Source organism: Janthinobacterium sp. GW822-FHT07H11, from assembly GCF_058798615.1.
In genome coordinates, this window is the sequence record NZ_CM179507.1 from 3,909,999 (window position 1) to 3,934,820 (window position 24,822).

Here is a 24,822-nt window from a genome sequence, read left to right on the forward strand (position 1 = left end):
CGCATCCCGTGTCCTGCGCAGAGTATTGAAGCAGGCTGCGGCTCATTGCAACACCAAAAACGGAATAAATTATGCCCAAGGCAACGGAACACATCGTCATTATCGGCGGCACGTCAGGAATCGGCCTGGCCATCGCCCAGGCGGCCCATTCGCTCGGCTGCCTGGTCACCATCGGCGGCCGCGATGGTGGCCGCGCTGCCAGCATCGCTGCCAGCATCAGCCCGCAAACGCGCAGCATCGGCATCGACCTGACGCATTCCGATTCGATACAGGCGGCCCTGGCCGAGGGGCCGCCGATCCACCATCTCGTCATCACGTCCATCCACCGCGTCAATACCAGCATCAAGGATCTTGCGATCAAGGACGCGGAAATACTCTCGCGCCTGAAACTGGTTGGCTATCCGGAGGCCACGCGCGCCGCCCTGCCCCGTTTACTACCAGAGTCGTCCGTGGTGCTGTTCGGCGGCGTGTCGAAGGTGAAACCTTACCCGGGCTCGACCATGGTGTCGGCCGTCAACGCGGGCGTGGTCGGCCTCACCGCGACCATGGCCGTGGAGCTGGCCCCGATCCGGGTCAATTGTATTTCCCCGGGCATGGTTCCTGATTCGGCCGCCTGGCAAGCAGGGATTGCCCCGAGCAGAAATGCGGTCTTTGAGCATATGGCGGCGCGTACGCCGGCACGGCGCCTGGCTTCGGTCGCCGATGTGGTGCATGGGGTGTTTTTCCTGCTCGACAATCGGGCAGTCAATGGCACCGATCTCGAAATCGATGGCGGCATTCGCTTGGTGTAAGCCCGGATCGCCCGGCGCCAGCGCATGCTCGCCGGCAAGACGATGGCGCTGGAAGTCCTGAGCGCTTCCCAGGCTCTGGCGCAACTGGCGGCGCCACGCCTGATCAATGTCTTGCCTGTCGAGGTGAGCGCGCGCAAGCCCGCCATCCTTGCCGCCGTCCTTACGGGGCTTTTCTTCGCCGTGTCAGTGCCGGACACCGCTGCGATGGTGCAGCAGCGCAGTGGCCTCCGCGGCGAGCACCTTGGCTTGCCAGCGCCGCGAGAAACCTCGCCGCGCCTGGCTGATGCCACCGCTTGCCTTCTGCCCGGTTTCGCGGGCGCAGTGATCGAGGGCCTGGCGCAGCATCGTATCGATCACGGTCAGCGACACCTGGTACTCGTCCGCCACTTCCTGGCGCGACTTTTCTTCTATCCGCAGGGCAACCAGGACAGAACGATGCCGAAATGGCATGCGCTGCATCGCGCGCTCGACCGCGGCCAGGTCGGAGCGGGCCAGGGCGATGAGGTCAGGACCGGGGGCCGGGTCCGTCAAATGGTCGATAGCCGCCTCGTCGTCGTGCTGCGTGCAGCGCTTGCCGCGCAGGTAGTCCATCGCCACGTTGCAGGCCACGCGGTAGACATAGGCGTTCGGGTTTTGCACGGAAACCGGAGTACTCGCGCCCGCCAGCCGCAGCCAGGCATCGTGCAGGCAATCGCTGGCCAGGTCGGGGCAGCCGAGATTGCGCATCAGCCGACGGTGCAGGCGGGCGTAGTTCGCCGCCACGAAATCGCGCAGCACGATGCCCTGGCCATGCTCGCTGCATGCTTCTCCAGCGAGCTCCTCGACAACATTGGACGCCTTCAGGCCATCCAGGATACTCAGGTTCATGACGGATATACCTCGGTGTACGTCTGCACGACGCGCGGGCTTCGGGGCAGCGCGACGTCGGCAGCAAAAAAGGGGGACAGCAGGGGGCCATGCACGGCAAAGGCAGGCAGTTCCCCAGCCTGTTCCCTGCGCGGGCAGGAAACAGGTGGGTAATACCGGTTCAGGCCACTGGCCTAGCGGTCCTGCTGCAACAGGCGCCGTTGCTCGGGACTCAAGCGTGCCAGCTGCCGGGCGTCGAAATCACCGCCGACGCCAATGAATTGCACCGGATTGGCGGCATCGTATGGCACGCCGCGAGACGACTGCAGCCCGGCACGTGGCGGCGGCGGTGCATCCCCTCCTCCCTCCATCGCTTCGTTGCCAAATCCGATCAGCCGCACCGTGAAGATCGACGGCAGGTTCTGACGCGCCGCCGTGCGCTCGCGCTGCAGGACGTCCTGCGCGGCGGCCGTTGCCTGCGACGCCGCCGCACTCGCATTGCTCAATGCGCCGACATTCACCGCCGCAATGCTCGGCATGCCCATAGCCTCCCCCTTGACGGCGATGTTGGCCGCGTTGACCACCTGCAGCGCCGCCAGGTTCACGTTGCCCGACACGCGGATGCCCGCCTCGCCCGCGTCGATGGTGCCAAGCGGGGCGATCAGGTCGATGTCGCCGGCCGGCACTTCCGGGATCGGCGCCAGCGTGGCGATGCCCGCGCCGGTGCTCGGCACGTTGGACGACAGCGTGACGTTGCCCCACTGATCGTAGACACGCTTGGGCGGCGTGTAGACCAGCGTGGTCTTCGAGCCGCGCCCCGCGTTGATGTCTCCCTCGGCCGACCAGCCCAGGATGCCGCCGCCGAAGGTGGTCATGATACGGCTCTGGCCCAGCAGGATGCTGCCCTGCGAATAGATCGCGATGTCGCCCGCACCCTGGGTCAGCACGCCCGCGTCGGAGGGCGGCGCCTCGCCCTCGATGCCGTAGACCTGGCGGCCGCCGGGCGTCATCAGCGCGATATCGCCACCGAACAGCGTGCGTACGAAGCCGCTGCGCGGCGTGGCGCCGAGCTTGCCGCGGAACATAGTGATGTCGCCGCTATAGCTGATCGGCGCCCCATCCGCAGCCCCCTTGGGGAACAGCGCCGCGATGGCATTGCGCCCGCGCAGGTAGCTGCCGAAGCGCGCGCCGTCGGCGTCGTTGTACTCGCGCCCGCCGGCCTTGAGTTCGGCGAAGTACACCTGGCGCGCAAAGATGCGTTGCTGCGTCGCCGGCAGCGCGTCGAAGAAGGCCTGCGCCTCGCCGGGCGTACCGGTGAAGCCCAGGCCGTGGAGCGGGTCGGCCAGCCAGGTGGCCAGCTCGGCCTCGTAGGTCTTGACGACCTTGCCAGGCTGGTCGGCCAGCGGCAGGCCTGGCTGGGCGCGCTTGCCTTCGCCCAGGTAACGCGCCAGGAAGCCCTTGTAGTCGGGGCCGTTCGGGCCCACGCCGGCCAGCATCGAGATGCTCGCGCCCGGCCGGCTGTCGCCCGGCACCACCGGGCCCAGGCTCGTCACGCCCGCGCGGTCTTCCATCTGGATATGGCGCCCTGCGGTGATCTCCAGCGTGCCGGGGCCGGCCACGTTAAAACTGCTGTAGACGATGTCGCGACCGGCCGACACTAGCGACACGTCGGTCGGGGCGCTGTGCGCGAACAGGTTGCCCGAACTGTCATAGAGCGCGCCCAAGCTCACATCAATGCGCTGGGCCTGGCCGATGGGCGTGCCGCTGCCGACGATGTCGCGCCCGGCCATCATCCACACCGGCTGCCCGGCCTCGTAATAAGTCTGGCCGGCGCGCGTCGGGTCGTTGGATGCAAAAACGTTAATGCGGCCCGTTGCCACGCCCACCAGGTCGCCGTGCAAGGCATAGAAACGCACCGGTTCGCTGCCGTGTTGGCCGCCTGCCGACACGGTGTTGGCGCCCAGCGCGAACAATGGCCGGTCATTTTCGACGAGGTTGCCGGCCTGGACGAGATTGCTCACAGCGGTGCCGTTCTCTAGCGTTCCCCGGAACGCCGGATGGAAGGGGGTGGCCATCGCACTCTCGGCCGCGCCCGAGGGGCTCACGGCGTAGCCGCCGCCATGGATCGAATTGCTGGCAAGGAACTCCAGCCGGCTGTTCGCCGATGGCGCGAGTACCAGCGCGCCGGTCGCCTCTGTCGTCCTGTCCGTGACCATGCTGCCATAGTAGAGGCTGCCGCTGGACGCGACCGCGCTCAGGATCGACGGGTAGACGTGGGCCATGTCGGTCGGGAGCGCGCCGGGGTTGGCCATCTGCGGCGTCAGGTCGCCGCCGGCCGAGAACAGGCGGATGGCGGTGTTCGGCGTCCACAGCGTGAACCAGCTGTCGCCGCTGCCCTTGGCGCCGTCCACCATGAAGGCGCTGCGGTTCTGTATCACGGCGCGGCCCGCGTCGTTGGCACCCGTCACGACCAGGTCGCCGCGCGTGTTCAGCTGGTAGCTCGCATCGCCCGGCACCAGCAGCATGCCACCCTGCGACACCGCGCGCCCGGCCGAGAACGGATCGAGGGTCCGGGTATCGCGCTCGGACAGCTGGCCCGTGTACTGCGCATAGCGCAGCGACTGGGTGCCCATCGCGCCGGCTTGCATCTGCACGTCGCCGCGCAGGTTGACGACGGCGCCGTTGAGCACCGCGTTGGACTGGATGTCGTTCAGGGGATCGAGCGCCAAGGGATTGAGTGCGCCGCCGACGCGCAGGCTCAGATCGCCCCCGCCGGTGAGCGCCAGGCTGCCATCGGCCAGCACGCGGCCGGTGCCGCCCACGGCCAGCACCAGGCCGTCGCTGCGCCGGTTGTCCGTGCCGGTGCGCACGGCCGTACCCCGCTGGGACACGAGGCCCGCGTCGCCGCCCACGTCGACGCGCAAGTCGCCGCCGCCCAGCGTACCGTAACCGGTAAAGCCCACCAGCGTGTCGGTCGTACCGCGCGTGGCGTAGCTGCCAAAGTTGATCCACCAGGCCGCAGCCTGATCGTTGCCTCCCCCGAGCGTGTTACCACTGCCCTGGCGCCACAGCCAGTTGGCGGTGTCGTTGCTCGTCACGCCCGCATCGGCCGGATTGGGCCGGCTGGCGCCGATGGCGGAGATTGCCGCCATCAACTCTCCGGTCAGGTTGCCGCCGGCCTGCAGCGTGAGGTTGCCGCCGCCGGCCGGGTACCAGGCGCGCGCCAGGCTCTCGGCACCGCCGTTGACGAACTTCTCGTAGCCCTTGTTCTTGTCGCTCAACACCGTACCGCTGCTGCCCACCACGCGCGGCAGGTTGTACGGGTCGCCGGCCTGCGTGGCCTGCGACGAGGCGCCGGCCGTATAGACGCCGTAGAGCGAGTTCATGCCCAGGTTGCCGGCCGCGCGCAGGTCAAGATCGGCAGCGCCGGTGCGCAGCACGCTGAAGCGGGTGTTGCCAGGCAGGTATTCGTAGTAGATGTTCACGGGCAGCGAGATGCAATAACTGGAACTTCCCTCACACAGCGCGTTGGCCGTCTTGAACGCGCCTTTGGTCAACCGCACAACATCGGCATCGAGAATCGGCGTATCCGCAAGCGCAGGTTCTTTGAATCTCCGGGCGGCGGACGCCGACCAATTGAACGCATAGACGGGCGTGCAATAGGATCCGTTCGCCGCGCACAGCGCCGCCGCGGTCTGGTATCTGCCGCCCAAGAGTTGCTGCGCGACTTCGTCGGTGATTTCTACGCCTGCCTTCAAGCCCAGATCGCTAGCCGCGAGCGATGTCCACGCGAACGCGCCCTTGAACGGCAGGGCCTTGGCGAACAGACCGTAATGGGTGTCGGCCAGGCGCAGTTCACCCGCCGCAGGGTGCTGCTGCAGCGTGCGCGCATCGGCCGCACTCAGATCAGCGCCGGCCAGCAGTTGCAGCGACCACGACTGCGAGCCTTCCGGCAGCATCACGGCCGCGCCCCACAGCCGGCCCGCGCCGCCAGGGCGAAGCTCGACCGACTTGGCCGCGCCCGGCAGCTTGATGTCGGCCGAAGAAGGCAACAGCGCGCCCATGGGCAGGGCCGTGTCGCCATGCATCAGGTACTTTGCGCCCGCGACCGGCAGCGCGATGCCCTTGGGCCAGACCAGCGCGTCCAGCGTGGTGGCGCCCGGCAGGCGCATGCCGGCGTCCAGGCGCGTGCCTTGAGGCAGCGTCACGGTTTCGCCGGCGATGCTGCCGGCCGCGTGAATAATCTGGCCCCCGGCATCGCGCACGTTGGCAGCGAGCACGGTGCCGGCGGGCAGCAGCATCTCCGCCATCAATGCGCTGGACACGGGGATCAGCGTGCCGGCGGCAAAGTCACCTGACTGGATCGGCAGGTCGAAGTTGAGCGCGTTGCCGCCTTCGAACACCGTGCCGTCGCCCAGCACGATGCCGGCGCGCGGGATCACCGTGTCGGCGCCAAAGAAGTTGATGCCTGTCGTCAGCAGCCAGCCCTTGTCGTCCTGCGTGGCGGGCGGCGGCGCGAAGCCGTCGTTGATGCTGCCATAGATATCGAGGTTGCCGGCCGCGCGGATGCGCAGGGTCGCGACTTCGCCCGAGCCAGAGACGCCGGTCTTTTGCGTGTGCGGGTTGACGCTGGCGTAGCGGTAGCCCGACAGGTCCAGGTCGCCCGACACGACGATGTCGCCGCCCGGGTTGCTGGTCGCATTGCTCACGATCTCGATGCCGGGGCGCAGATGGAAGGCGTCGGCGTCAGCCGGCTTGCGCAGGCCGGCGAGCCTGCCGGTCATGAGGCTGGCGCGCGCCAGTGCGGCATCGACGAAGTCCTTGTTGTCGTCGTGCTTGCCCTTCAGCCAGGCCTGGGTGATCTCCTGGTAGGGTCGTCCGCTGGCGGCCGGCGTGCTGACCAGCGGGGCGTCGTCGTAGCGTTGCATGGCGTTGACCGCGATGGAGCGAGCGCCGCGGATGTCGAGCGCGCCGCGCGCGTCGATGGCGATGTCGCCATAGACCGCCGCATCGCTTGTCCCGTTGATGCCCGGCAAGCCGTTGGCGCCGATGCGCGGCGCCGAGAGATCGAGCGTGCCGCGTGCGCGGCCGTCGTTCTGCCCCGCTTGCGTGCCCAGCGTCGCGGCCGTGCCATGGCGCAGGTCGATGCGCGCGCCGTCGGCCAGCGTCAGCACGCCGCCCTGCGTGCTCAGGTCGACGATGGCGCGGTTGGGCGAATCGATGATCTTGCCGTAGCTATCCACGCGCAGCAGCGTGCCGTGCGCATCGAGCACGGCCGAGCCAGCCACCGTCAGGGCATTCTTCGCCGCGAGGGAAATGCGGCCCACGCGCTCGCCGCTGGCGTCGATGGTGCCGTTGACCGTCAGGCTGCCGTTGTCGAGCGACACATTGACTTCGCCGGCCTTCAGGCCGTCGCCGATGGCAAGGTCGCCCTGCCTGAGCTGGAAGGTGCGCGTGCCGGACACGCCGCCTTCGTTGAGCCGTTGGTTGAGCGATGCGAACTGGCTGTCGAGCGCTGCGCCATCACCGAGGTGCTGTGCGCGGATTTCCACGCCGCCTGCCAGATACGGCAGCAGCGTGCCGCCCGCGTCATAGCGCCCCGTGCTGCCGGCGCGGATGGCGCCCTGCAGGTCGACCACGCCGGCCTGGTCGCCCAGCGCCAGCGCCTTGAGCGTGCCGGCACGGTTGTTCTGCGCCGCCAGGTCGATCACCGAGCCCGTGGCCTGGCGCACATTGCCGGCCAGGCTTTCGAGCGTGACGTCGCCGCCCCAGCTGTACTTGGACACGTCGTTGAAATCGATCTTGCGGCCGGCCAGGTCCAGTTGCGCGCGCCCGGTCAGCGTGAGATCGTTGTCGGCGGTGATGACGAGCTTGCCGCTGGGCAGTGCCAGCGTGGTGTCGACGATCACGTCACGGCCCGCAAGGCGCAGTTCCGCGCCGAGTGCGGCATCGGCGAGCGCTCTGTTCGCCGGCACGGAAGCGCTCACGCGCAGGTCGCCGCCCGCGGTGATGCGGTTGACCGAGCCCGCCGCGCCTGTCACCAACGGCGCGTCGATGCTGAGATTGCCGCCGCTGTAGGCATAACCCTTGCCGGCTTCATACGCGCCTTGCGACTGGTAGACCGACAGGCTGCCCTTCTGGTTGGCCGTGACGCGCTCGCTGGCGGTGAGTCGCACATCGGCAAAGCCCAGCGCCAGACGCGCGTCGTCGCTGGTGCCCGTGGCTTGCGCGCCCGGGCCATAGCCGAATTCGATGGTCCCGGCCTCGATGGCCAGCGCACCGCTGCCCGTGCCGGCGCCGCCCATGACCGCGACGCCGGGCGCCACGGTCGATCCCTTCCAGACCAGGTGGCCGGTGCGGATGGTCGCCACATCGCCGGCCGCGCCCGCGCCGTAGATGGCGGGCGTGCCCAGCACCAGGCGCGCAAGCGTGGATTTGCCGCTGGCCGGGTCGATGGTGTCGAGCGAGGCGCTGCCGAAAAAGCGCAGGCCGCCGCTGGCATTGAGCTCCAGCGTTTCAAGCGCCGGGGCGCCGTACTGCGTGTCACCGTGCAGCAGGCGGTTGAGCACGCTCTGGTTCAACACCAGGCCGGAAGGCAGCGTGTTGCGCGCGGCCGCGTCGGCCAGCACCGCGCCGTCGCCGACGTTGATGCCCTGCACCGCCAGCGTGAGGTTGCGCGTGCCATAGCGCACCGTATCGTCGAGCACGAAACGGTCGGGCGTGGACAGCGCGATGGTACCCTCGGAATACAGCTCGGTCTGGCCCGCGCAGGGCGAGACGATGCACACGCCGACTTGCAGGCTGCGGTTGCCCAGCCGGTCGACACTGGGCGGCACCGGCAGCATGCTGAGCACGCCGTTGGACACGGCCACCAAATTGCCGGCCGAGCCCGCGTAGACGAAGCCGTCGGCCGAGTCGTAGGCCGCGCGGCCCTTGCCCAGCGTGCGGATCGCCGCGCCCTGCTCGATCACGAGATGACTCGCGTCATCGGTGTTGGTGGCATCGGCCAGCAGGAACACCTCGGGCGCCGACAGCACCGCCCCCTGGCGCAGCGTGAGGCTGTTCGTGCCCGCGCCGAACATCACGATGCGCCCGCCCGGGCCGTAGGTCACGTACTGCAGACCGCCGAGCATGAGCCGCGCGGCCCCCATCGCATTGAGCGCCTCGGCGTTCAGCGTCACGCCCTCGAAGCCGGCCGTGGCCTTCGCACCGCCGCCCACGATCTCGATCTGGCTTTGAGGCCCCCCGGATCCCGCAAACACGGCCACCGTGCCGCCGTAGCCGCCCTTGGCCGCGTCGAAGCGGCCGATGCCCCCGAAGTGGAAAGCGTCGGCGCCGGCGCCCGTGTTCGGCATGAGGGCCAGCAGCAGCGTGCGCGCGTCGGCCGGCGCCATCGCGCGCGGCACGCCGGTGCGCGCGGCGTCGCTCACGATGAACTGGTTGAACGAAGTCTCGTTGTACTGCGAGTAGCTGCGCAGCACCTCGGCCGGTGTGAGGATAGCCTGGCGGAACAACGTATCGCCGATGCTGGTATTGGCAATGCCGAGCCGCGCGGCGGCCGACCACGAGCCGTTGCGCATCGCGCTGCTGGCCTGCGCCGCGCCCTGGCCGACGCTGCCGTTGAGCTCGACGCGGAAGGCGCCGGGCAACAGGGCATAGGTGGAAGGCATCAGCGTGTAGGTGCCCGCGGGCAAGCCCGGCACGCCGGCACCCAACGTGATCTGCTGGCCGATCAGCGGGTCGACCGCGCCACGTTCGCCGCCCACCGGGGCGACCGGGGCTTGCACGCCGGGCACGACGGCATACACGGGGTTGCCCGCGAGACCGGGAAGGCTGAAGCTGCCATCGCTCGCATTGCGCACCAGCGGGTGGTAGCGCGCATCGGTCGAGCCGCCGCGGCCACCGATAAAGCCGGCGCCAGTGAGTTCGCCGCCGCCCGAGAGGTCCAGCACCGCGCCGGGCTGCACATGGGCGCTCGCCCCGCCCAACGTGATGCCGACCGCCAGCGTCTTGCCGTACGAGCCGGCGCCACCGACGCCGATCAACTCGACCTTCGTGCCGTCGTAGAGGTAGTTCAGGCCATCGACCGTGCCGCCATAAGGCATCAGCAGGCCGTTGCCACTGACCGAGGTCAGGCTCCCTGGCAGGAAGTCGACACGCGTGGTGTTTGCGTCGCCGATGCGCAGGCTGCCCAGCGGCACGCGCAGCACGCCGCCCTGCTCGATGGTCGCGGCGCCGAGCGTCAGGCCGCCAAAGGCCGCATAGGGCACCGCCGGCGCGGCTTGACCCTTGCCTTCGATGCGCAGCACGCGATCCGGCGCATAAGTGCCGTCGTGCAGCACTCCCGCCTGGATCGAGGCCGAGACACCGATGGCCGGGTAGATTTGCGCAGCCCGCAAGGTGAGGTCGCCTGGGGTGGCGAGGCTGGTCGTCGGCACGCCGTTGCTCAAGGCCGGCACGTCGGACAGAAAGCGCAAGTCGCCGTCGCTTTGCAGCGTGGTCTGGCCGAAGCCACGCCGCTCGACCCTGATGCTGCCAAGGTTCTCCGGCGCGTCGATGTCGGACGATATCGGTATATCGCCGTTGACACCGGACATACGCACCGACGAGCGCACGTCGATGAGGCCGGCATGCACCTCAAAATGCGCCTCGGACGGTAGCCAGTCGCCGGTGCCGATGACGCCGAAGCGGCCTCGGCTTACGTCCAACGCCGAGCTCTGCGTGATGCCGGCCAGCCGCACGTAGGGCGCTGCCAGCGTGATGTGCGCGTCGTTGCGTGCGTTGTTGGCCAGCATCAGCGCGCCGTAGGCCGACAGACTCTGGCCAAGCCGCAGGCTGGCGTTGTCTTCCAGGCTGATGCCGCCCGCGCTGAGCAGCGCGAGGTTATCGAAGCCGCCGCGCGTGACGCTGTCGACACCCAGCCGGCCGTGGCCATAGACCAGCGCCGCATCGGTCGCGCCGGGGGCCAGTCCGGCCGGCAGGTCCGACGGCCCCTGCAGCCCGCCGATGACCAGGTCGCGGTAGTTGCGCACCGCGTTCTCGGCCAGCGGGTACTCCGCCTGGCCGGCACTCGTGCGCACTTCGGGCGATTCCAGCGCGACTTGCAGCGTGCCGCCGGCCGCGCCCGCGCCGCCCGAGCGGGCCCGCAGTTCACCGTCGAGGTAGAGGCCGTTGTTCGAGGCCAGCGCGATAAGCCCGCCGCGGCTCGCGACCGCGACCGGGCCGGCATCGCCCATGTCGAGCACGGCGGCGGTACCCGAGGCATCGAGCACGGCGCCCTCGCGCACGACGATGAAGCCGTTGGCGGCCGTGGCCGAACCGTCGCTTTCCTTGATCTCGCCGCCGATCACGATGCTGCCGCCGTCGCGCACGATGCCATAGCGCCGGCCCTGCACATCGAGCGCGGTCGCGGGCGTGGCGGACACGTCGATCACCGCCTGCTCGCCGATCCAGATCGAGCGGCTATGCGCCACGTCCACGGCGTGCTCCTGCTCCATGCGCGTGAGATCGAGGTTCTTCAGCGAAATGCTGCCGCCGTGCGCTTGCAGCCGGCCTTGCAGCGTGAGCTGCCCGACGCTGCGCACGTCGATGGCCTGGCCGGGGTCGACCGTGATCCGCGCCTCCTGGCCGATGACCGCCGCCACCGTCGGCAGGTCGGCCGCCAGGGTCTGCGCCGTGCCCGCCTGCAGGCTCAGGCCCGCGCCCGCGCGCTGCGTGAGCACGCCCTTGACGGCATCCTCGGCGTAGAGCGGCGGCGTCCACGCTTGCAGCGCTTGGCCCGCGTCAAAGGTGGTGGCGACATTCCTGGCTTCTGGCCTTACGCGCAGCACCGGCATCGTCACCTCGACCTGCGTGCCGTCGGTCACCGTGACGCCGCGGTCGCCGATGAGTGCGTAGCGGCTGAAGCCCTTGTCGAAGAAGTTGCCTGAGAGAAGCAATGTGCCCGCTTCGGCCGACGTGTCCGCCCACCCTGGGCCGTCCGTGACGAGCATGCGCCCGGCCTGCAAGCTCAGCGTGCCGCCACCCGAGGTGCCCCAGCCGCGCAGCGCGCCATCGATCGCCAGCACGCCTTCGCCACCACCGGTCTGCGCATTCGCCTGCAGCCGGACGTCGCCGCCCTTGCCGCCTCGCTGCGAGGTGCCGTTGGCCAGCAAGGCCGCCCCCGAAGACACGTCGATGACGCTACCCTGGGCCAGCAGCACGTCTCCGCTGCTGCGGATCGATACGCTGCCGCCGTTACGCCACGCCATGTTGCCGGTATCGCCAGGATCGAGCCACAGATTGCTCCACAGGCCGCGCGTGTCCAGTGTCACGCCTTGGGCCACCGCCACGCCCGCGCGCACACCTTCGGGCGTGGTGATCTGCGTGGTGTCATCGAGGTAGTTGGTGCTGGCCTGCGCGAGCGTGTCGCCCAGGCGGATGCTGCCGCCGTGCGCCGTGAGGTCCGCGTTCACCCCGAGCTTCGGGCCATACAGCGCGATGTCGCCGCCATTGCCCAGCGTCAGCGCCGCATCCACCGTGATCGCGTTCGCGGCCGCAATGCGCACCGCGCCCAGCGAGAAGCCGTTCAGCAACGTGGTGTCGAGGATCAACGTGTCCTGGCGCGCGGCCGGCAACGCCGCCGTGAGGTCCAGCCCGGCGGCAATGCGTTCGGCCGTGTCGCTCAGCACCACGTCCTTCACGCCGGCGGTGTCGAGCCGGCGGTGCATCAGGCCGGTGCTCTTGTCGTAGAGAGTGCCGTAGCTGCCGACCACCAGCTGCCCGCCGCGCGCCACCGCCACCTGCGACTGCTCATACCCGTCGAGTCCGGCCTGCGCCGCCTGCGTCTGGTGGCTGCCATGGAAGGTGTCGCCCGCGATGTCGCCCTCGATCACCGCACTCTTTGTCCCGATCACCAGCAGGCCGGCATCGCGGCCCACCGTGTAACCGTTTTCCAGCCTGCGCTGCTGTCCGATCAGCGGGTTGTAATAATAACCGGTCGCCTTCTCGCCCCAGCGTTCGTGCTTGTCCTCGTAGCCTTTGTAGACGCCCGTGTAGCGCTGCTCGCCCGGGGCCCTGGAAACTTCATACAGCCGCCCATCGGTTCCCTTGAGCCAGGTCTGATTGATGAAACCGCTCTGCACATTGAGCGTGCCGCCCGAGAGGTTGATGCTGGAGCCGGCCTGCGTGACCACATCATTGCCGCCGAAGCTCAGCGTGCCGCCCTGCGCCATCCATTCGCCCACAGTGTGGCCCTGGGTGCCCAGATAGCCGCCGACTTCCAGCAGGCCGCCGGCCGTGTACCAGCGGTCGCTGGCGTAGCCGTTCGTGCCCTTGGGTACGAGCACCAGGCTGCGGCGGTCGATCCACACGTCGTTGCTGTTAAGGGCCTTGCCATCCCGATTGAGCGGCGCGTCGCGCTGCTCGTTGCCCTGGACGTTGACCTTGATGTTGTTCGATTCCATGGCCAGGTTCACGCCCACGGCACCGGCAACGTCGATCCGGGCGCCTTCGCGCACCAGGCTGCGCTGGGCTGCATGGATGTCGATCTGGCCACCGGTGGCCAAAGTCAGGGAGTCGCCCTGGAAGTCCACCGTGCCGCCGCTCGTGACTTCGATGCGCGACTGGTCGCGCCGATCCGTGATGGCCACGATATTCTCGGAAGTCGTAACTGCCGGTCCCCGCAGGCCGGCGCGCTGGCTGTCCAAGGCAGTGGTCTTGCCGTCGTCCTCGATCACCACGGCAGTCGCGGCACCCTGGCCGAAGGCAATCTTGCCATCGGCGCCGATGGCATTAAGGTGCACGGTGCCGCGGGTGTTGACGCTGGTGCTGGCCAGTACGACACCGTTTTGCTGCACGTCACGCCCCAGCATGGTCACGTCGCCCTCGCGAGCCTGGATCAGGCCGGTGTTGCCGACCTTGCCCGCCAGGCTGTCGCTGCCGAACTGCGCGGTGATTTCGTTGCCGCGCGTGGTCGACGCCTGGTTGCCGTCGGTGCCGAACCCTTTCTTGATGACGAAGCTGTCGCCGGCCACAAGCGCGGTTTGGCTTTTCTGCGTGGCAATGTCCCCCGCGTTGTGCACGTCCTTGCCGAGCAACAGGACATAGCCGCCGCCTTCGGTGGAAGTCTTCGGGGCCAGCGTGGCGATGCGGGCGCCGGCCTGAAATTCTACCTTGCCCTGGGCGTTGGTGAAACTGGGTTCGCTGGCGTTGGCGCTGTAGATACCGTTGGCCTTGAACTGGCCGTCGCCGATCTCGGCGGCGGCGGCGACGAGATTGCGCGTGTTGACCTGGCTGGCGCCATTGAAGACGATGCCGTTGCGGTTGACGATGAGCACCGTGCCATCGGCTTTGATCTGGCCCTGGATCTGGCTGGGCCGCATCAAGGGGTCGTTGATGCGGTTCAACACCGCCCAGCTGGCATCCTGCTTGAAATCGACGGTGGTCTGCTTGCCGACGTTAAAGGTTTCCCAGTTCAGGATGGCCTTGTCGGCGGTCTGCCGGATTGTCACGTTGGTGCGGCCGTCTATCTGCGATTGCACCGGGGCATTGGCGTTGATCCAGCTGGCGGTGAGACTGTTGCTGTCGACCTTCAATCCGCCTTCGGCCATGCCGTCCGCGACAGCCGTGCCGTTGGCGGCGGCCTGCCGGGCGGCGGCTTGTGCCGATTGCTGGGCCGCGATGCTGCGCGCAGCAAGATTCAGGTTGCTGATGGAGCGCTGCAGCTGGGCATTGGCCTTTTGCTGTTCTTGCCCGGGAAGGCTGGCCAGACTTGATGCAGGCATGCCATTGGGCAAGCGACCGCTCTGCGCTGCGGATTGCCGGATCGCGCCTTTGTCCGCGAACCATGCCGGACCAAATGCGCGCTGCGCGTGGGCCGGCAGCGTGACCGCGCCGGCGGCCAAGGTCAGTGCGATGGCCTGCGCCAACGGTGCCAGCCTGAATGCCTGATCCTGCCTGCGTATCGTTTGATTTTCCTTGCCACTGCGCCCGCGTGTGTTCATGTAAGTTTCCGCCTGATCATTGAGTCGATGCCATTCGGCTGGCCGTCTCGCGCCGGCCAGCCACATTCACGAAGACTTTCTGCCTGCAGCCGACTGGCGTCAGCGACAGAAAAGGCTCCCCATGTATGAGTGACGAATAGCACCACACAAATACCGCAAACTTTTTTGGAACTATTTTCCGCAGGCCCGGCAACACCCTGCGCAACACGGGACACACACGGCCGCGCAGGCCGCGCGCATGACACGGCACCGGCCCCTGGCCCGTATGGCAACACGATGGCGGGACTCGTTCAGCTCAAGACCAGCAAGCCCGCCGGCAGCGCGCGGGCACGCAGCTGGAAGGATTCCTGCAACTGCCACAGCGCCAGATCCAGCGAGGCCGTGGCAAAGCGCCCGCTGACCGGTTTGCTGCGCACGGCGTCGTTCAGCAGCACCACGCGACCGGGCCGATAACGATTGATTTCGTCGAGCGCATCGTCCAGACGGGTCTGGTTGAACACCAGTATGCCTTGGCGCCAGGCAGACACCGTTTTCGGGTCGATGCTGGCAATGCCGCCAACCGACCTGGCGCCATAGACTATTTGCTGGCGGGCATGCAATTGAAGCGCGCCTGCCGGATGCTCCATGCGAACACTGCCTTCGATGCAGGTGACGCAGACCTTGCCATTCAGATGGCGCACTTCAAACCGCCCGGATTCGAGCAGGCTGCGGCCAACGCCGGCCACCACCGCAAACGCCCGCCCTGCTCCCGTCGAGTCGATGGCGGCCTCGCCCGTGATCAGCTCCAGGCCGACCAGTTTGCCGCCATCGGTCTGGCGGCGAACGCTGGTGCGCGTGTTCAGCGTGACATCGACGCCGGCCGACAGCGCCAGCGTGCGCTGTTCACCGGTGGCGGTGCGGTCATCGGCATCCCACTCGTCCGGCGCCGGCCACAAGCCCAGCGGTGGCTGAAGCACGGCCACGCCGGCGACCGCCGCCGCGCTGATGGCCGCACCAAGGAAGGCACGGCGTCCGGCCAGCGGGATGCGCGGACGGCACTCGCGCACCGCCACGGCTTGCGGTTTGCTGCGCAACAATTCGCGCGCCGGGGCTTCAATCGCGTCCCAGCGGCGCTTCGCCTTGTTATAGGCGGCCTGGTGTGCAGGACTGGCCTTGATCCAGCGCCGGAACCGCTGCGCATCGACCTCGCGGGCGTCTCCCGAAGTAAGCAGGCGCAACCAGTTCCACGCCTGCGCGTCCGGGTCGGCAGGCGTGGCGACGCGACTGTCCATGGGCGGCGGCGTCTTCATCGCGTCCGCTCCAGCGGCCCGGCGCGGCCGCACTGCGGCAAAACGGCCGCCTGCCGCGCCTTGCGTGCATGTGTTTTTTGTTGTTTCATACTCAGTGACGAATGGCAGCCCATAAAACCCGCATTATTTATTCTCTGCTGCAAGATATGTATCAAGGCGTTCATGCACGCGTTTCAGTTCGTACTCGACCGTCCGCAACGATACACCCAGCCGCTGGGCGGCCTCTTTCTGCGTCACCCCTTCCGCATGCACGAGCAGCGCGATGGCCCGCCGGCGTTCCGGCATGCGGTCGAGCAGCTGGAGCAGCGCATCGAGCTCCGAGCGTATCTCGGCGGTCCGCGCCGGACCAGGTGAGGGGTCGACCTGGTTTTCCAGCAATTCCTCGATATCGTCGCCCGACAGCAGGCGGCTGTGCCGACGCTGGACGTCCACCGCAATGTTGATCGCCATGCGCGACAGGTAGGCGCCAGGGTTCAGGATCGGGCCGTGCTCCTCGCTGCCCTTGAGCCGCAGCCAGGTATCGTGCAGGGCATCGCCGGCATCCTCCGCATTGCCCAGCTTGCGCGTCAGGCGCTGCTTGATGGATGCGTAGTGCTTGCCCAGGTAGTTCAGCAGGAACAGCTGCGTGCCGTCGGACATGGCTAGCCTGTCCCCTGTTGCTGGCCGCATTGCGGCCCGGCATCCGCAGCGCCGGGGGCAACCATCATGGTCAAAGGCTGCCGCCCGATGGCCGCCGGCGGCAGGCGCTCGATACGCACACCCCGCAGGGTGTGCAGCAAGGCCGCATCGCGGCGCGCGTCGCCGCTGCTGCCGATGAGACGGGCACCACCGAGGCGGCCATCCGTCTCCAGGTAAAAGCGCAGCAAGGAAGTATAGTTGCCCGGCCGGGTAAGCGCATTCGAGCAAAGGGCCTGCCAAACACGCATCTGTAGCAGGCCGGAGTAGCCATCCTCACTGAACAGCTCGGCCATGCCATTGCGAGGCGAGGCGGATGCCAACGTGGCTTCTTTCAGGATGAATGTGTGGCCCAGGCTGGAACTGCGCTTGTCGGCAATCAGCCCCGTCCCCTGGAGCAGGATGCGCAACGCCGCTTCGGCCGAGTAAACGCCCTGCACCGCCGTGGAGGTGCGGGCATGAACGATGTCACTGGGAAACAGCGCCGGTTGTCCGGACGTGTCCGCATACTGGCTCAGTGCCGCATTCAGCGGCTGCGCCGGGATATTGAAGGCAATGGGGGGCTGCACCGCGGCCGAAGCGAGTCTGGCACGGGCATAGCCCGCAGGCGGCGGATCGGCAGGCGCACCACGGGCGCTTCCCAGGGAGCCGCTCATCGCGCCCAACACCCAGAAGAGCGCCAGTCCCTGACGGCTCAACCGGCTGGCGTACACACGCACCCCGCTCGCTCCCGCCGCCGTGCATTGCCGCGCGCGCCGCCACGCCGGCAGCGGTGCTGCAAGTGCCATGGCAGGGAGAAGGATCGAGTCGGCAAGGTAGGCACACCATTCTGAAAATGTGCATGGTGGCACTCAAATATGACGGTGTCGTTACATCAATTCCATTGCATCCTCGAGATTGCGCGAGCACGCCGAAATGGGAAGAGCAAATATCTTGCATTGATACTCAATGGCGACATCAAGCAGGTACAATTGAACAGATCATCGGTCTTCGACTAACAATTCTTCCATAAAGACAAACAATGCGTTCCACCGTATGTCATATCGCCGTCCTTTGCGCAACGCTATGCGTCCCCCTTGCCGCATCCGCGGAAAAGCATGAGACTGCCGTTCAAACCGCACGTGATCTTCTGGGCTATCGTAGCGAACTTACTTTTGCCTATCTGGGTGCCTGCTCGCAACTGTTTAATGGACAATACAGCCAGGTACAACGCGAACTGCAGACTAAGCTCGATGCGATCATCGTCGCGGCAGACTATCCCTTGGCGGAAAGAAAGCCCGTTCTGTTAGCAAAGTATGCAGCCACGGCACGGCTCGTACTCGGCCCTCTGGAAGACGATGTAATCGCGGCACGCAAGGATTGTGAAACGTCACACCTGCCGAATGCACGCCAACTTTCGGGAGAATTCTCGAAATACGTTGCCAGCCTGCCAAAGAACTAGAACTGCTGGCGGTAATCCCATGCGGCGGCAAGGCGCCAGCCCCCCCCTCTACCGGCCCAGCTTGCGCCCCAGGCTGACGCCGGCACTGCTGCTGTGCGCCTGGCCGTGCTCGTAGCGGACACTGGTGTCGATGCCCGTCCCGGGTACCGCAGCGAAATCGCCGGCGGCGTGCTTGATCAAGGTCTTGCCTGCCTGCTGGTACACGCCGGCGCCATCGGCATGCACGATAACGCCGTCATACGTCTTCGCCTTGTCGGCAGCCACCGCCCGGCAGATATCGTAGATGCCGGGCTTGATCGCCCCGGCCTTGTCCACCTTGCTGGTCACCCACTGCCCGCCCCACTCGTTCTGCAGCAGGCGCTGCCCGTTCATGACCAAGACTCTTTGCGTCATCAATGCGCTCCTGTTTATCGATAAGACGTGACAGCGGACAATTCGTTCGGCAATGGGCCATTTTAAGCGCCCGATACTTGCCGCTGAGCAGCTAAACGCCTGCGATGTGATGCACATCAAACTGTGCTGGCGCCTGCTTTGCCATGCGGCAGCCCCTGAGCCGCCGGACCTGGCCAGACAGAACGGCCGCACCCTGTCCGATAGCGGCAAGCGCACGGCAGGAACGCTACAATGCAATGACAGGAAATAGACTGTCATTCCGCTTTACAGCCTGGGGACTGTGTCTTGCGCACGCCAGTCGATGTCAGCCAGGCATCCGTTCAGTTGGTGCTGTGAAATTTCAACCAGAATGCCTCTCGGCAACTACTGTCAAAGCGCCTGCTCGCTGGCAACACCTCGACCGGCGCCTGCCCGTTCGATGGCACCTCGTAGGTGATCCAGCACTCCGCGCAGGCCGCCTGCGATGGAAAGCTGTCTTCCTCGGACGTGCGCCGCACCACCACGCCATTGCTGAAGTAATAGGTCGCCACCTCCTGGCGTACCTCGAAGCCGTCTTCCTGCCAGGAGGCTTGCGCGATGTCGCGCCGCTCGATCACGGCCTGGCTGGGCAGCTTGAAAATGGCAGCGATGTAGGTCAACAAGTCATTCATGATCGTGTGGCGAATAGTGGACTGCTCCTGCCGCACGTCGAGCCAGGCTGGCGGCAGCTGCAGCAACGCGCAAGAGCCGCAGTGTAGCACCAGCCCTGCTCCGCGCGGCACGCGCCATCGGCACGGATGCATCAATTCCCGGCGCCATGCAGAGCGGAGCGCCGATTCGATGACGTCAACAGCAGAAGCGCCACGCGCACTCTTTCGCACAACTCTCAAACAATGAGTACAACCTGAAGGCAGCTAGGCCAGGCAAAAGGAAGTTTGTCGCCGGCGTCGTGTTGGGTATCCTGTTGTCGTTTCCAGCCTTCGCAGCCGAGGCCCCGCCCTTGAAAGGGGGGCGATCGCACGATGATCGTGCAGACGCTGGCGCAAAAATTGAGCGCGAAGAAACGTCGACTACATCGATCTGCGCCGCTTCGGCGATCCGGAATTCGTCGGCCCGGCGTACGCGGCGGCAATGTCGCCCATGGCGGGGACGGATGCGCCGACTCTCGAGCCGCGCCGCAACGGCCGCCGTGGCCGGGTCAGCGTGGCTTAGCTTCCCGCTTGATGACGTGCTTCACCTGACCGACATCTGCCATTGCCCGAGCGATAAGATGCGGCAGATCTATATCTCCGGTCGGTCGCGCGCTCAATTTCTTCACCAAAAGCAACTGGGAGCACGTCGGCGTAAAGGACGACAACGAGGACTCGCGCTCTGACCGGCCATTTCTACAGAGTGCGAGGTGCACATCGTTGAATTTTGCACGGTCCGGATGCGAGTGGCGCATGCTGTTTCGTACCATTCATAATCCGGCGCTGATGCTTGATCGTATGTGCAATGAGCGGGAGGTGCTGCCAAGTGCCGGCATTATCGATAGCCAGAGCGTGAAAGCGCCCGGCGCGCGAGCGCGAGGTGATGACGCCAACAAGAAACTCAGCGGACGAAAACGCCATATTGCGCTCGACACGGATGGTCGCTTGCTGGCGATGAGCCTGACGCCAGCCGACATTGCCGGCTCCACTGGCGCGCAGATGGTGCTCAAGGGATTAATCAAACGCTGGCCGTGGGCGAAGCGTCTGTGGTGGTATGCGACATACGACCGCAGGCAGTTGCTGGACAAGGCCGCGTTTCTCGACTTTACCATGGAAGTCGTGCTGCGTCGGCAGGGGCAAAGGTTTCGCTGTTCAGCCATGGCGCTGGGTAGCCGAGCGAACGTACGCTTGGCTGAGGCTTGAGCGGCACTTCGTACGCGACTACAAACACGACAGCGCATGACATGGCGAAAAACATGATCTACTTGGCAATGGGATCGTTGCTTGCATCAATTAAATTTTCGCTCAGTTATTAAACCGTCAATCAAAAGTTTTTTTATCACCAATCTGTGGATTCAGTATTTTTTCGTCATTTTTAAACGGAAGCAATCCCTCTTTTAATGCAATATTTGAATTTTCCTTGTCCACCAATTCTTCGCCATCCGGCAATTCATCCGTTACCGGATAATCTTCAATAAATATATATTTTGGCCCAAGATCCACGGCCAATAAAGGCAACTTCGCAGGCCCAAGCATTTTTTTTATTATTGGACTTTCTTTATAACTCAATACTTCTTCAAGATCTATTTTCGCCGAGACAAATGAATTGTATGACACATTGCGTGCCATACGATTTAGATACCCAACCTCGCTTAAATCCTGGATTAGACTCGAAAAAACATCTGAATTTTTCAGTGCTATCCTATCCATATTTATTTCAATTCTTGGTGAAATTGATTTTTGAATTTTCGCAACCCCATTTCCAACAGGAATAAAAGTCAGAATTTTTCTATCGTTAAAATTTGAATAAGGATGTCGATCAAAAACTTCAAGCGGATTTACTATGCAACCATCGGTTGAATCGTTCTCCACATCAGGAGGATCGAGATCATCAATTGTATCTTCCGCCTCGTCCGAGGTTGATTCAGTTGATTCATCCGCTTTATTTCCGGTCGTTTTGTTTTCGTTCGAATCAGCATCTCCACCATTATTGTTTTTCTCTCCTTTTGAATCTCCAGAATGACCATCAAAGTCGAAATATTCTTCCATTTTTCTTTGGATAGCACATGAAGCGTCGAGTGCGGAATATGCCATTCTGAAGGCCGCAATTCCGACGCCAACTCCGGCAATAGCTCCGACGAGTGGGCCTCCGGCGACTGTGAAAACTATTCCGGCAGAGTAACCCGCTATGTGTGCAACAGTGCTTGCTGTAGTGTATTTGTTCTCGGATTTGCAGCGAACCGCCTCCCATCCGCTCATGCTCTGAATGTTTCTCTCATTCAGTTTTTCCATCAAGTCTTTCCTTATGGAAATTTTACTATTTAACAATTCTTTCAGATCATCAGGCTTAATATTAATTAATTGATCACTATTTCTATTGAAAATAGAGATAATCTCATGGCCGGCAGGTTTTTTTTCAATTCCATCCAGCGCTTCAAACTCAGACAGAAAATTTTCAAGTACATCACTCTCGGCTGTCGACTCCGGAATGTTTACGATCCCGCTCAAGATAAGTGGACTCAATCCTTCAGCACTGCCAAGTTGCGTTGCAATGTAAGAAATACTGGAAAAGTGAAGATTTAAAAGATCTTCTGGAATCATCTGGATGTCGCTCAACAATGCCGTCAAGATTACTCGATAATATTTTCTAGCGATGGCTGGCGTCATCTTAAAATCAGGATCAATTTCCAAAATCGGCTCTTGTCCAACCGATCGGAGATGTAGATCCTGCAAACGTACCAAAGCATCACGAAGTGAACATACGTTAACAATTCCTTCCCTGAAATAAATAGGGCTCTCTTCATTACCTAAATTTTTACTCAGAATTCTTCGTTTGGCACTTAAATATCTAGAACGCAATATCGCTTCTTCTGGATTTTTTGCCGGACCACCTATCCATGAGGCATTCATATCATTTCCCGATAATTTATATTAAAAATACGGAAATATTTCTTCGTGAAATATAAGCCCTTAGACGAGCATGCTCGCCTTGCCTAGCCTTGCTTGCCTTGCTCTAGTGCCTGGAACACTTGCGCCACGCGCTTCTCACTGCAATCCTCGCTCCGCCAGCCGTAAACGACTTTGATCCAGAACAAAAACGGTTTCCGTTAGCGGCGTAATTTCTAGCGCTTATACACAGGTCGGATGTGCTCCAAGCACTAGACCTCGAAGAATGCAAGAACTGGTTAAAGGGAAATCAAGTATGTCAGTCTGGAAAAACAGAAAAGGTAAACTCCAGGTCGGAATCATGATACTTGGCGGCACTTGCCGCACTATCATGTCGATGCCGGGCGCCACACGGAGCTAGCGCGGCAGCGCATAGGCGACGATATAGTCGCCCTTCTGCGTAGTCGCGGAGTTTCCACCTGCACTGATGGCGACGAACTGGCGGCCGCTACGCGGTGACAGGTAGGTCATCGGCGTCGCCTCCGCGCCTGCCGGTAATTGCGCGCTCCAGCGCTGCGCCCCTGTGCGCACGTCGAAAGCACGCAGTTGGAAATCCTGGCTTGCACCGATGAATACCAGACCTGACGAAGTCGTCAATGGTCCGCTGCGGGTGGGCATGCCGATCGGGATCGGTATGCGGGTGGCGATGCCCAAGGGGCCGGTTTCCTGCGTGGTGCCTAACGGAACCGACCAGACGATCTGGCGCGTTGTCAGGTCGATCGCTGTGAGCGTACCGTAGGGCGGCTGCTGACAGGGAATGCCCAGCGGCGACAGGAACCGTCGCTGCTCGACGCCCCACGGCGTACCCGCCTGGGGCGCACTGCCCTCGTGCCCCCCATCGGCTTGCACCTTGCGGTCATAGTCTTCACGCCGCACCAGCTTGTTGGTCACGGCCACGCGGGTATCGTTGACGATCAGGTAGCCCAGGTTTTCGGCGATGCTGACGGAACCCCAGTTCATGCCGCCCAGCCAGCTTGGATACTGGATGGTCTGGCGTTCGCCAGGCGGCGTGAAGATGCCTTCGTAGCGCGACTGGAGAAACGCCACGCGGCACGCCAGTTGGTCGACCAAGGTCAGTCCCCACATGCGCGCTTCACTGAGCGGCTCGGTGCCGATGGACGGCATGCCCACCGAAAACGGCTGGGTGGGCGCAAGCCGGTCGTCGGCCATGCCGCCCTGCGGCACGGGACGCTCCTCAACCGCTGCGACTGGCTTGCCGTTGCGGCGGTCAAGCATGAAAATTTCGCCGCGCTTGGTGGTCTGGATCAGGGCCGGGATGACGCCGCCGTGGCCGTCGGCGACATCATACAGCGCCGGCTGAGATGGCACGTCATAGTCCCACAAGTCATGGTGTACGGTCTGATATCTCCAGCGCTCCCGGCCCGTCGCGATGTCCAGCGCGACGACCGAGGACGAATAGCGGTCGCTGGCCGCGCTGCGATGACCACCCCAGAAATCGGGCGTCGAATTGCCGGTCGGCAGATAGATCAGACCCAGCTTCTCGTCAAACGACGGGATCGACCAGACATTCGGCGTGCCCGGTGTGTACGAGCCGCCTTCCGGCGGCAGTCGGGTGATGGCGGGATTGCCCAGGTCCCAGGCCCAGGCCAGGGCACCGCTGCGTACGTCGAACGCGCGCACCACGCCAGACGGCTCGCCCACCTTCTGGTTGTCCCACACCAGCCCGCCGACGACGATCAGATCACGCACCACGGTTGGCGCGGCAGTGGGAAAATACAGCTCGGGATTCGGATTTTGCATGCCCGGACGCAGGCTGACCACGCCATGCTCGCCGAAATCCTCGCAAGGTTTGCCATTCGCGGCGTCCACCGCGACCATGCGCGCATCGACCGTGGTGGCAATGATGCGGCGCGTGCATGCCGGCGCCGACGCGGCCGCAGCTGCCCTGCCATCGGCGCCGGCATCGTGATAGGCCACGCCGCGGCAGCGCGGATAGACCTTATTCGGCGCGGCATGGGAATCGAAGCGCCAGCGCTCTTTGCCCGTCTCGGCGTCCAGGGCGAAGATGTTGCTCGACTGGGTGCAGCCATACAGGGTGCCGTCGATGTGCAGGGGCGTCACCACGTGCGCCGCGCTGCCGCTGGGAATCTCGCCCGTGCGGTAGGTCCAGGCGACTGTCAGGTTGGCAACGTTGGCGGGCGTGATCTGCTCAAGCGGCGCGTGCCGGGTGCCGGATGCGGTGCGTCCGAAATACGGCCAGCTTGCCGCCGCGACCGTGCCGACAGCCAGGCCCGCCACCGGTGCCGGTATCAACTGTGGCGTGGCAAGAGGACGCGGCTGCAAGCTGGCATAAAAAGCCAGGCACAGCGCAATTGCCAGGGCGGCGGCCAACAGCTGGGCCGGGCGGCGCCGGAACGCGTCACCGCCCCGATGGAAGGCTGGCATGAGCAGCAATAGCAGCAGAGCCAGCACCGCCATGGCGAACAGGCGCGAAAACAGGGGCCAGAAAGCGAGGCCGGCTTCCCATAGCGACCAAGCGACCGTGACGGCGAACACGGCAAGGTACAGCGCGGCTCCCAGCGGGCTGCGCCGAACAATGAGCCAGCCGGCCGACGCCAGTGCCAGTCCCGCCGGGGCGAAGAACCAGGAACCGCCGAGCGCTATGAGATACACCCCGCCGGCCAGCATGGCGAACCCGTACAGCAGGATCAGCAGGCCCAGCAAGATCAACGCTGGCACGGCTGCTTTTATGGTTTTTTCAGTCGACATGCATATTCTCCGCTTCATTCATGGAATTGTTTTCCGGCCACCCGCATGGGCCGCGCCACC

General features: G+C 64.6%; 11 protein-coding genes and 1 pseudogene. 3 read left to right on the top strand and 9 right to left on the bottom strand.

Translation table 11 applies throughout. The features are described 5' to 3' along the window. Positions 1–71 precede the first annotated feature (71 nt). Complete coding sequence (locus AC3RCJ_RS17290; RefSeq protein WP_492958494.1) at positions 72–791, top strand: SDR family oxidoreductase; 720 nt, start codon at positions 72–74, stop codon at positions 789–791. Positions 792–974: 183 nt separating this feature from the next. Here the strand turns inward: AC3RCJ_RS17290 and AC3RCJ_RS17295 are convergent, their stop codons facing one another. From AC3RCJ_RS17295 to AC3RCJ_RS17315, 5 genes are all read right to left on the bottom strand, one after another. Continuing rightward, positions 975–1,658, bottom strand: a complete 684-nt coding sequence (locus AC3RCJ_RS17295; RefSeq protein ID WP_492958492.1) for an RNA polymerase sigma factor — start codon at positions 1,656–1,658, stop codon at positions 975–977. A gap of 173 nt (positions 1,659–1,831) precedes the next feature. Continuing rightward, on the bottom strand, positions 1,832–14,620 hold the full coding sequence (locus tag AC3RCJ_RS17300; protein ID WP_492958490.1) for a filamentous hemagglutinin family protein: 12,789 nt from the start codon (positions 14,618–14,620) through the stop codon (positions 1,832–1,834). Positions 14,621–14,910: 290 nt separating this feature from the next. Next, positions 14,911–15,909: a FecR family protein gene (locus AC3RCJ_RS17305; protein WP_492958488.1), complete on the bottom strand. Its 999-nt coding sequence runs from the start codon at positions 15,907–15,909 to the stop codon at positions 14,911–14,913. A gap of 123 nt (positions 15,910–16,032) precedes the next feature. Continuing rightward, entirely contained in the window at positions 16,033–16,548 is a 516-nt protein-coding gene (locus tag AC3RCJ_RS17310) for an RNA polymerase sigma factor (RefSeq protein WP_492958486.1), read from the bottom strand. A 2-nt stretch (positions 16,549–16,550) separates the two neighbouring features. After that, complete coding sequence (locus AC3RCJ_RS17315) at positions 16,551–17,372, bottom strand: hypothetical protein (RefSeq protein ID WP_492958484.1); 822 nt, start codon at positions 17,370–17,372, stop codon at positions 16,551–16,553. A 233-nt stretch (positions 17,373–17,605) separates the two neighbouring features. Between AC3RCJ_RS17315 and AC3RCJ_RS17320 the strand changes: the two genes are divergently transcribed. Continuing rightward, a complete protein-coding gene (locus tag AC3RCJ_RS17320; protein ID WP_492958482.1) occupies positions 17,606–18,025 on the top strand; it encodes a hypothetical protein in 420 nt (139 codons plus the stop codon). Positions 18,026–18,073: 48 nt separating this feature from the next. Here AC3RCJ_RS17320 and AC3RCJ_RS17325 read toward each other — a convergent pair whose 3' ends face one another. Together AC3RCJ_RS17325 and AC3RCJ_RS17330 are read right to left on the bottom strand one after the other, a co-directional pair. Then, positions 18,074–18,418 carry a KfrB domain-containing protein gene (locus AC3RCJ_RS17325; protein ID WP_492958480.1) on the bottom strand — a complete coding sequence of 115 codons (345 nt, stop codon included), beginning with the start codon at positions 18,416–18,418 and terminating at the stop codon, positions 18,074–18,076. Between the two features lie 320 nt (positions 18,419–18,738). Further along, entirely contained in the window at positions 18,739–19,158 is a 420-nt protein-coding gene (locus tag AC3RCJ_RS17330; protein WP_492958478.1) for a hypothetical protein, read from the bottom strand. 660 nt (positions 19,159–19,818) lie between these two features. Between AC3RCJ_RS17330 and AC3RCJ_RS17335 the strand changes: the two are divergent. Then, positions 19,819–20,314: pseudogene (locus AC3RCJ_RS17335) on the top strand (transposase); the annotation flags it as partial. A gap of 92 nt (positions 20,315–20,406) precedes the next feature. On the opposite strand, the gene AC3RCJ_RS17340 reads toward AC3RCJ_RS17335, so the two are convergent. After that, positions 20,407–21,996 (bottom strand): hypothetical protein, encoded by a 1,590-nt coding sequence (locus AC3RCJ_RS17340; RefSeq protein WP_492958476.1) that lies wholly within the window; start codon positions 21,994–21,996, stop codon positions 20,407–20,409. A 393-nt stretch (positions 21,997–22,389) separates the two neighbouring features. Then, a complete protein-coding gene (locus AC3RCJ_RS17345; protein ID WP_492958474.1) occupies positions 22,390–24,762 on the bottom strand; it encodes a membrane-bound PQQ-dependent dehydrogenase, glucose/quinate/shikimate family in 2,373 nt (790 codons plus the stop codon). Positions 24,763–24,822 lie beyond the last annotated feature (60 nt).

What these genes read in the sequence shown, in the direction of transcription:
- AC3RCJ_RS17290 (WP_492958494.1), top strand. Translation starts at nt 72, where the DNA reads ATGCCCAAGGCAACGGAACACATCGTCATTATCGGCGGCACGTCAGGA.
- AC3RCJ_RS17295 (WP_492958492.1), bottom strand. Translation starts at nt 1,658, where the DNA reads ATGAACCTGAGTATCCTGGATGGCCTGAAGGCGTCCAATGTTGTCGAG.
- AC3RCJ_RS17325 (WP_492958480.1), bottom strand. Translation starts at nt 18,418, where the DNA reads ATGACGCAAAGAGTCTTGGTCATGAACGGGCAGCGCCTGCTGCAGAAC.
- AC3RCJ_RS17310 (WP_492958486.1), bottom strand. Translation starts at nt 16,548, where the DNA reads ATGTCCGACGGCACGCAGCTGTTCCTGCTGAACTACCTGGGCAAGCAC.
- AC3RCJ_RS17320 (WP_492958482.1), top strand. Translation starts at nt 17,606, where the DNA reads ATGCGTTCCACCGTATGTCATATCGCCGTCCTTTGCGCAACGCTATGC.
- AC3RCJ_RS17305 (WP_492958488.1), bottom strand. Translation starts at nt 15,909, where the DNA reads ATGAAGACGCCGCCGCCCATGGACAGTCGCGTCGCCACGCCTGCCGAC.
- AC3RCJ_RS17340 (WP_492958476.1), bottom strand. Translation starts at nt 21,996, where the DNA reads ATGAATGCCTCATGGATAGGTGGTCCGGCAAAAAATCCAGAAGAAGCG.
- AC3RCJ_RS17315 (WP_492958484.1), bottom strand. Translation starts at nt 17,372, where the DNA reads ATGGCACTTGCAGCACCGCTGCCGGCGTGGCGGCGCGCGCGGCAATGC.
- AC3RCJ_RS17345 (WP_492958474.1), bottom strand. Translation starts at nt 24,762, where the DNA reads ATGTCGACTGAAAAAACCATAAAAGCAGCCGTGCCAGCGTTGATCTTG.
- AC3RCJ_RS17300 (WP_492958490.1), bottom strand. Translation starts at nt 14,620, where the DNA reads ATGAACACACGCGGGCGCAGTGGCAAGGAAAATCAAACGATACGCAGG.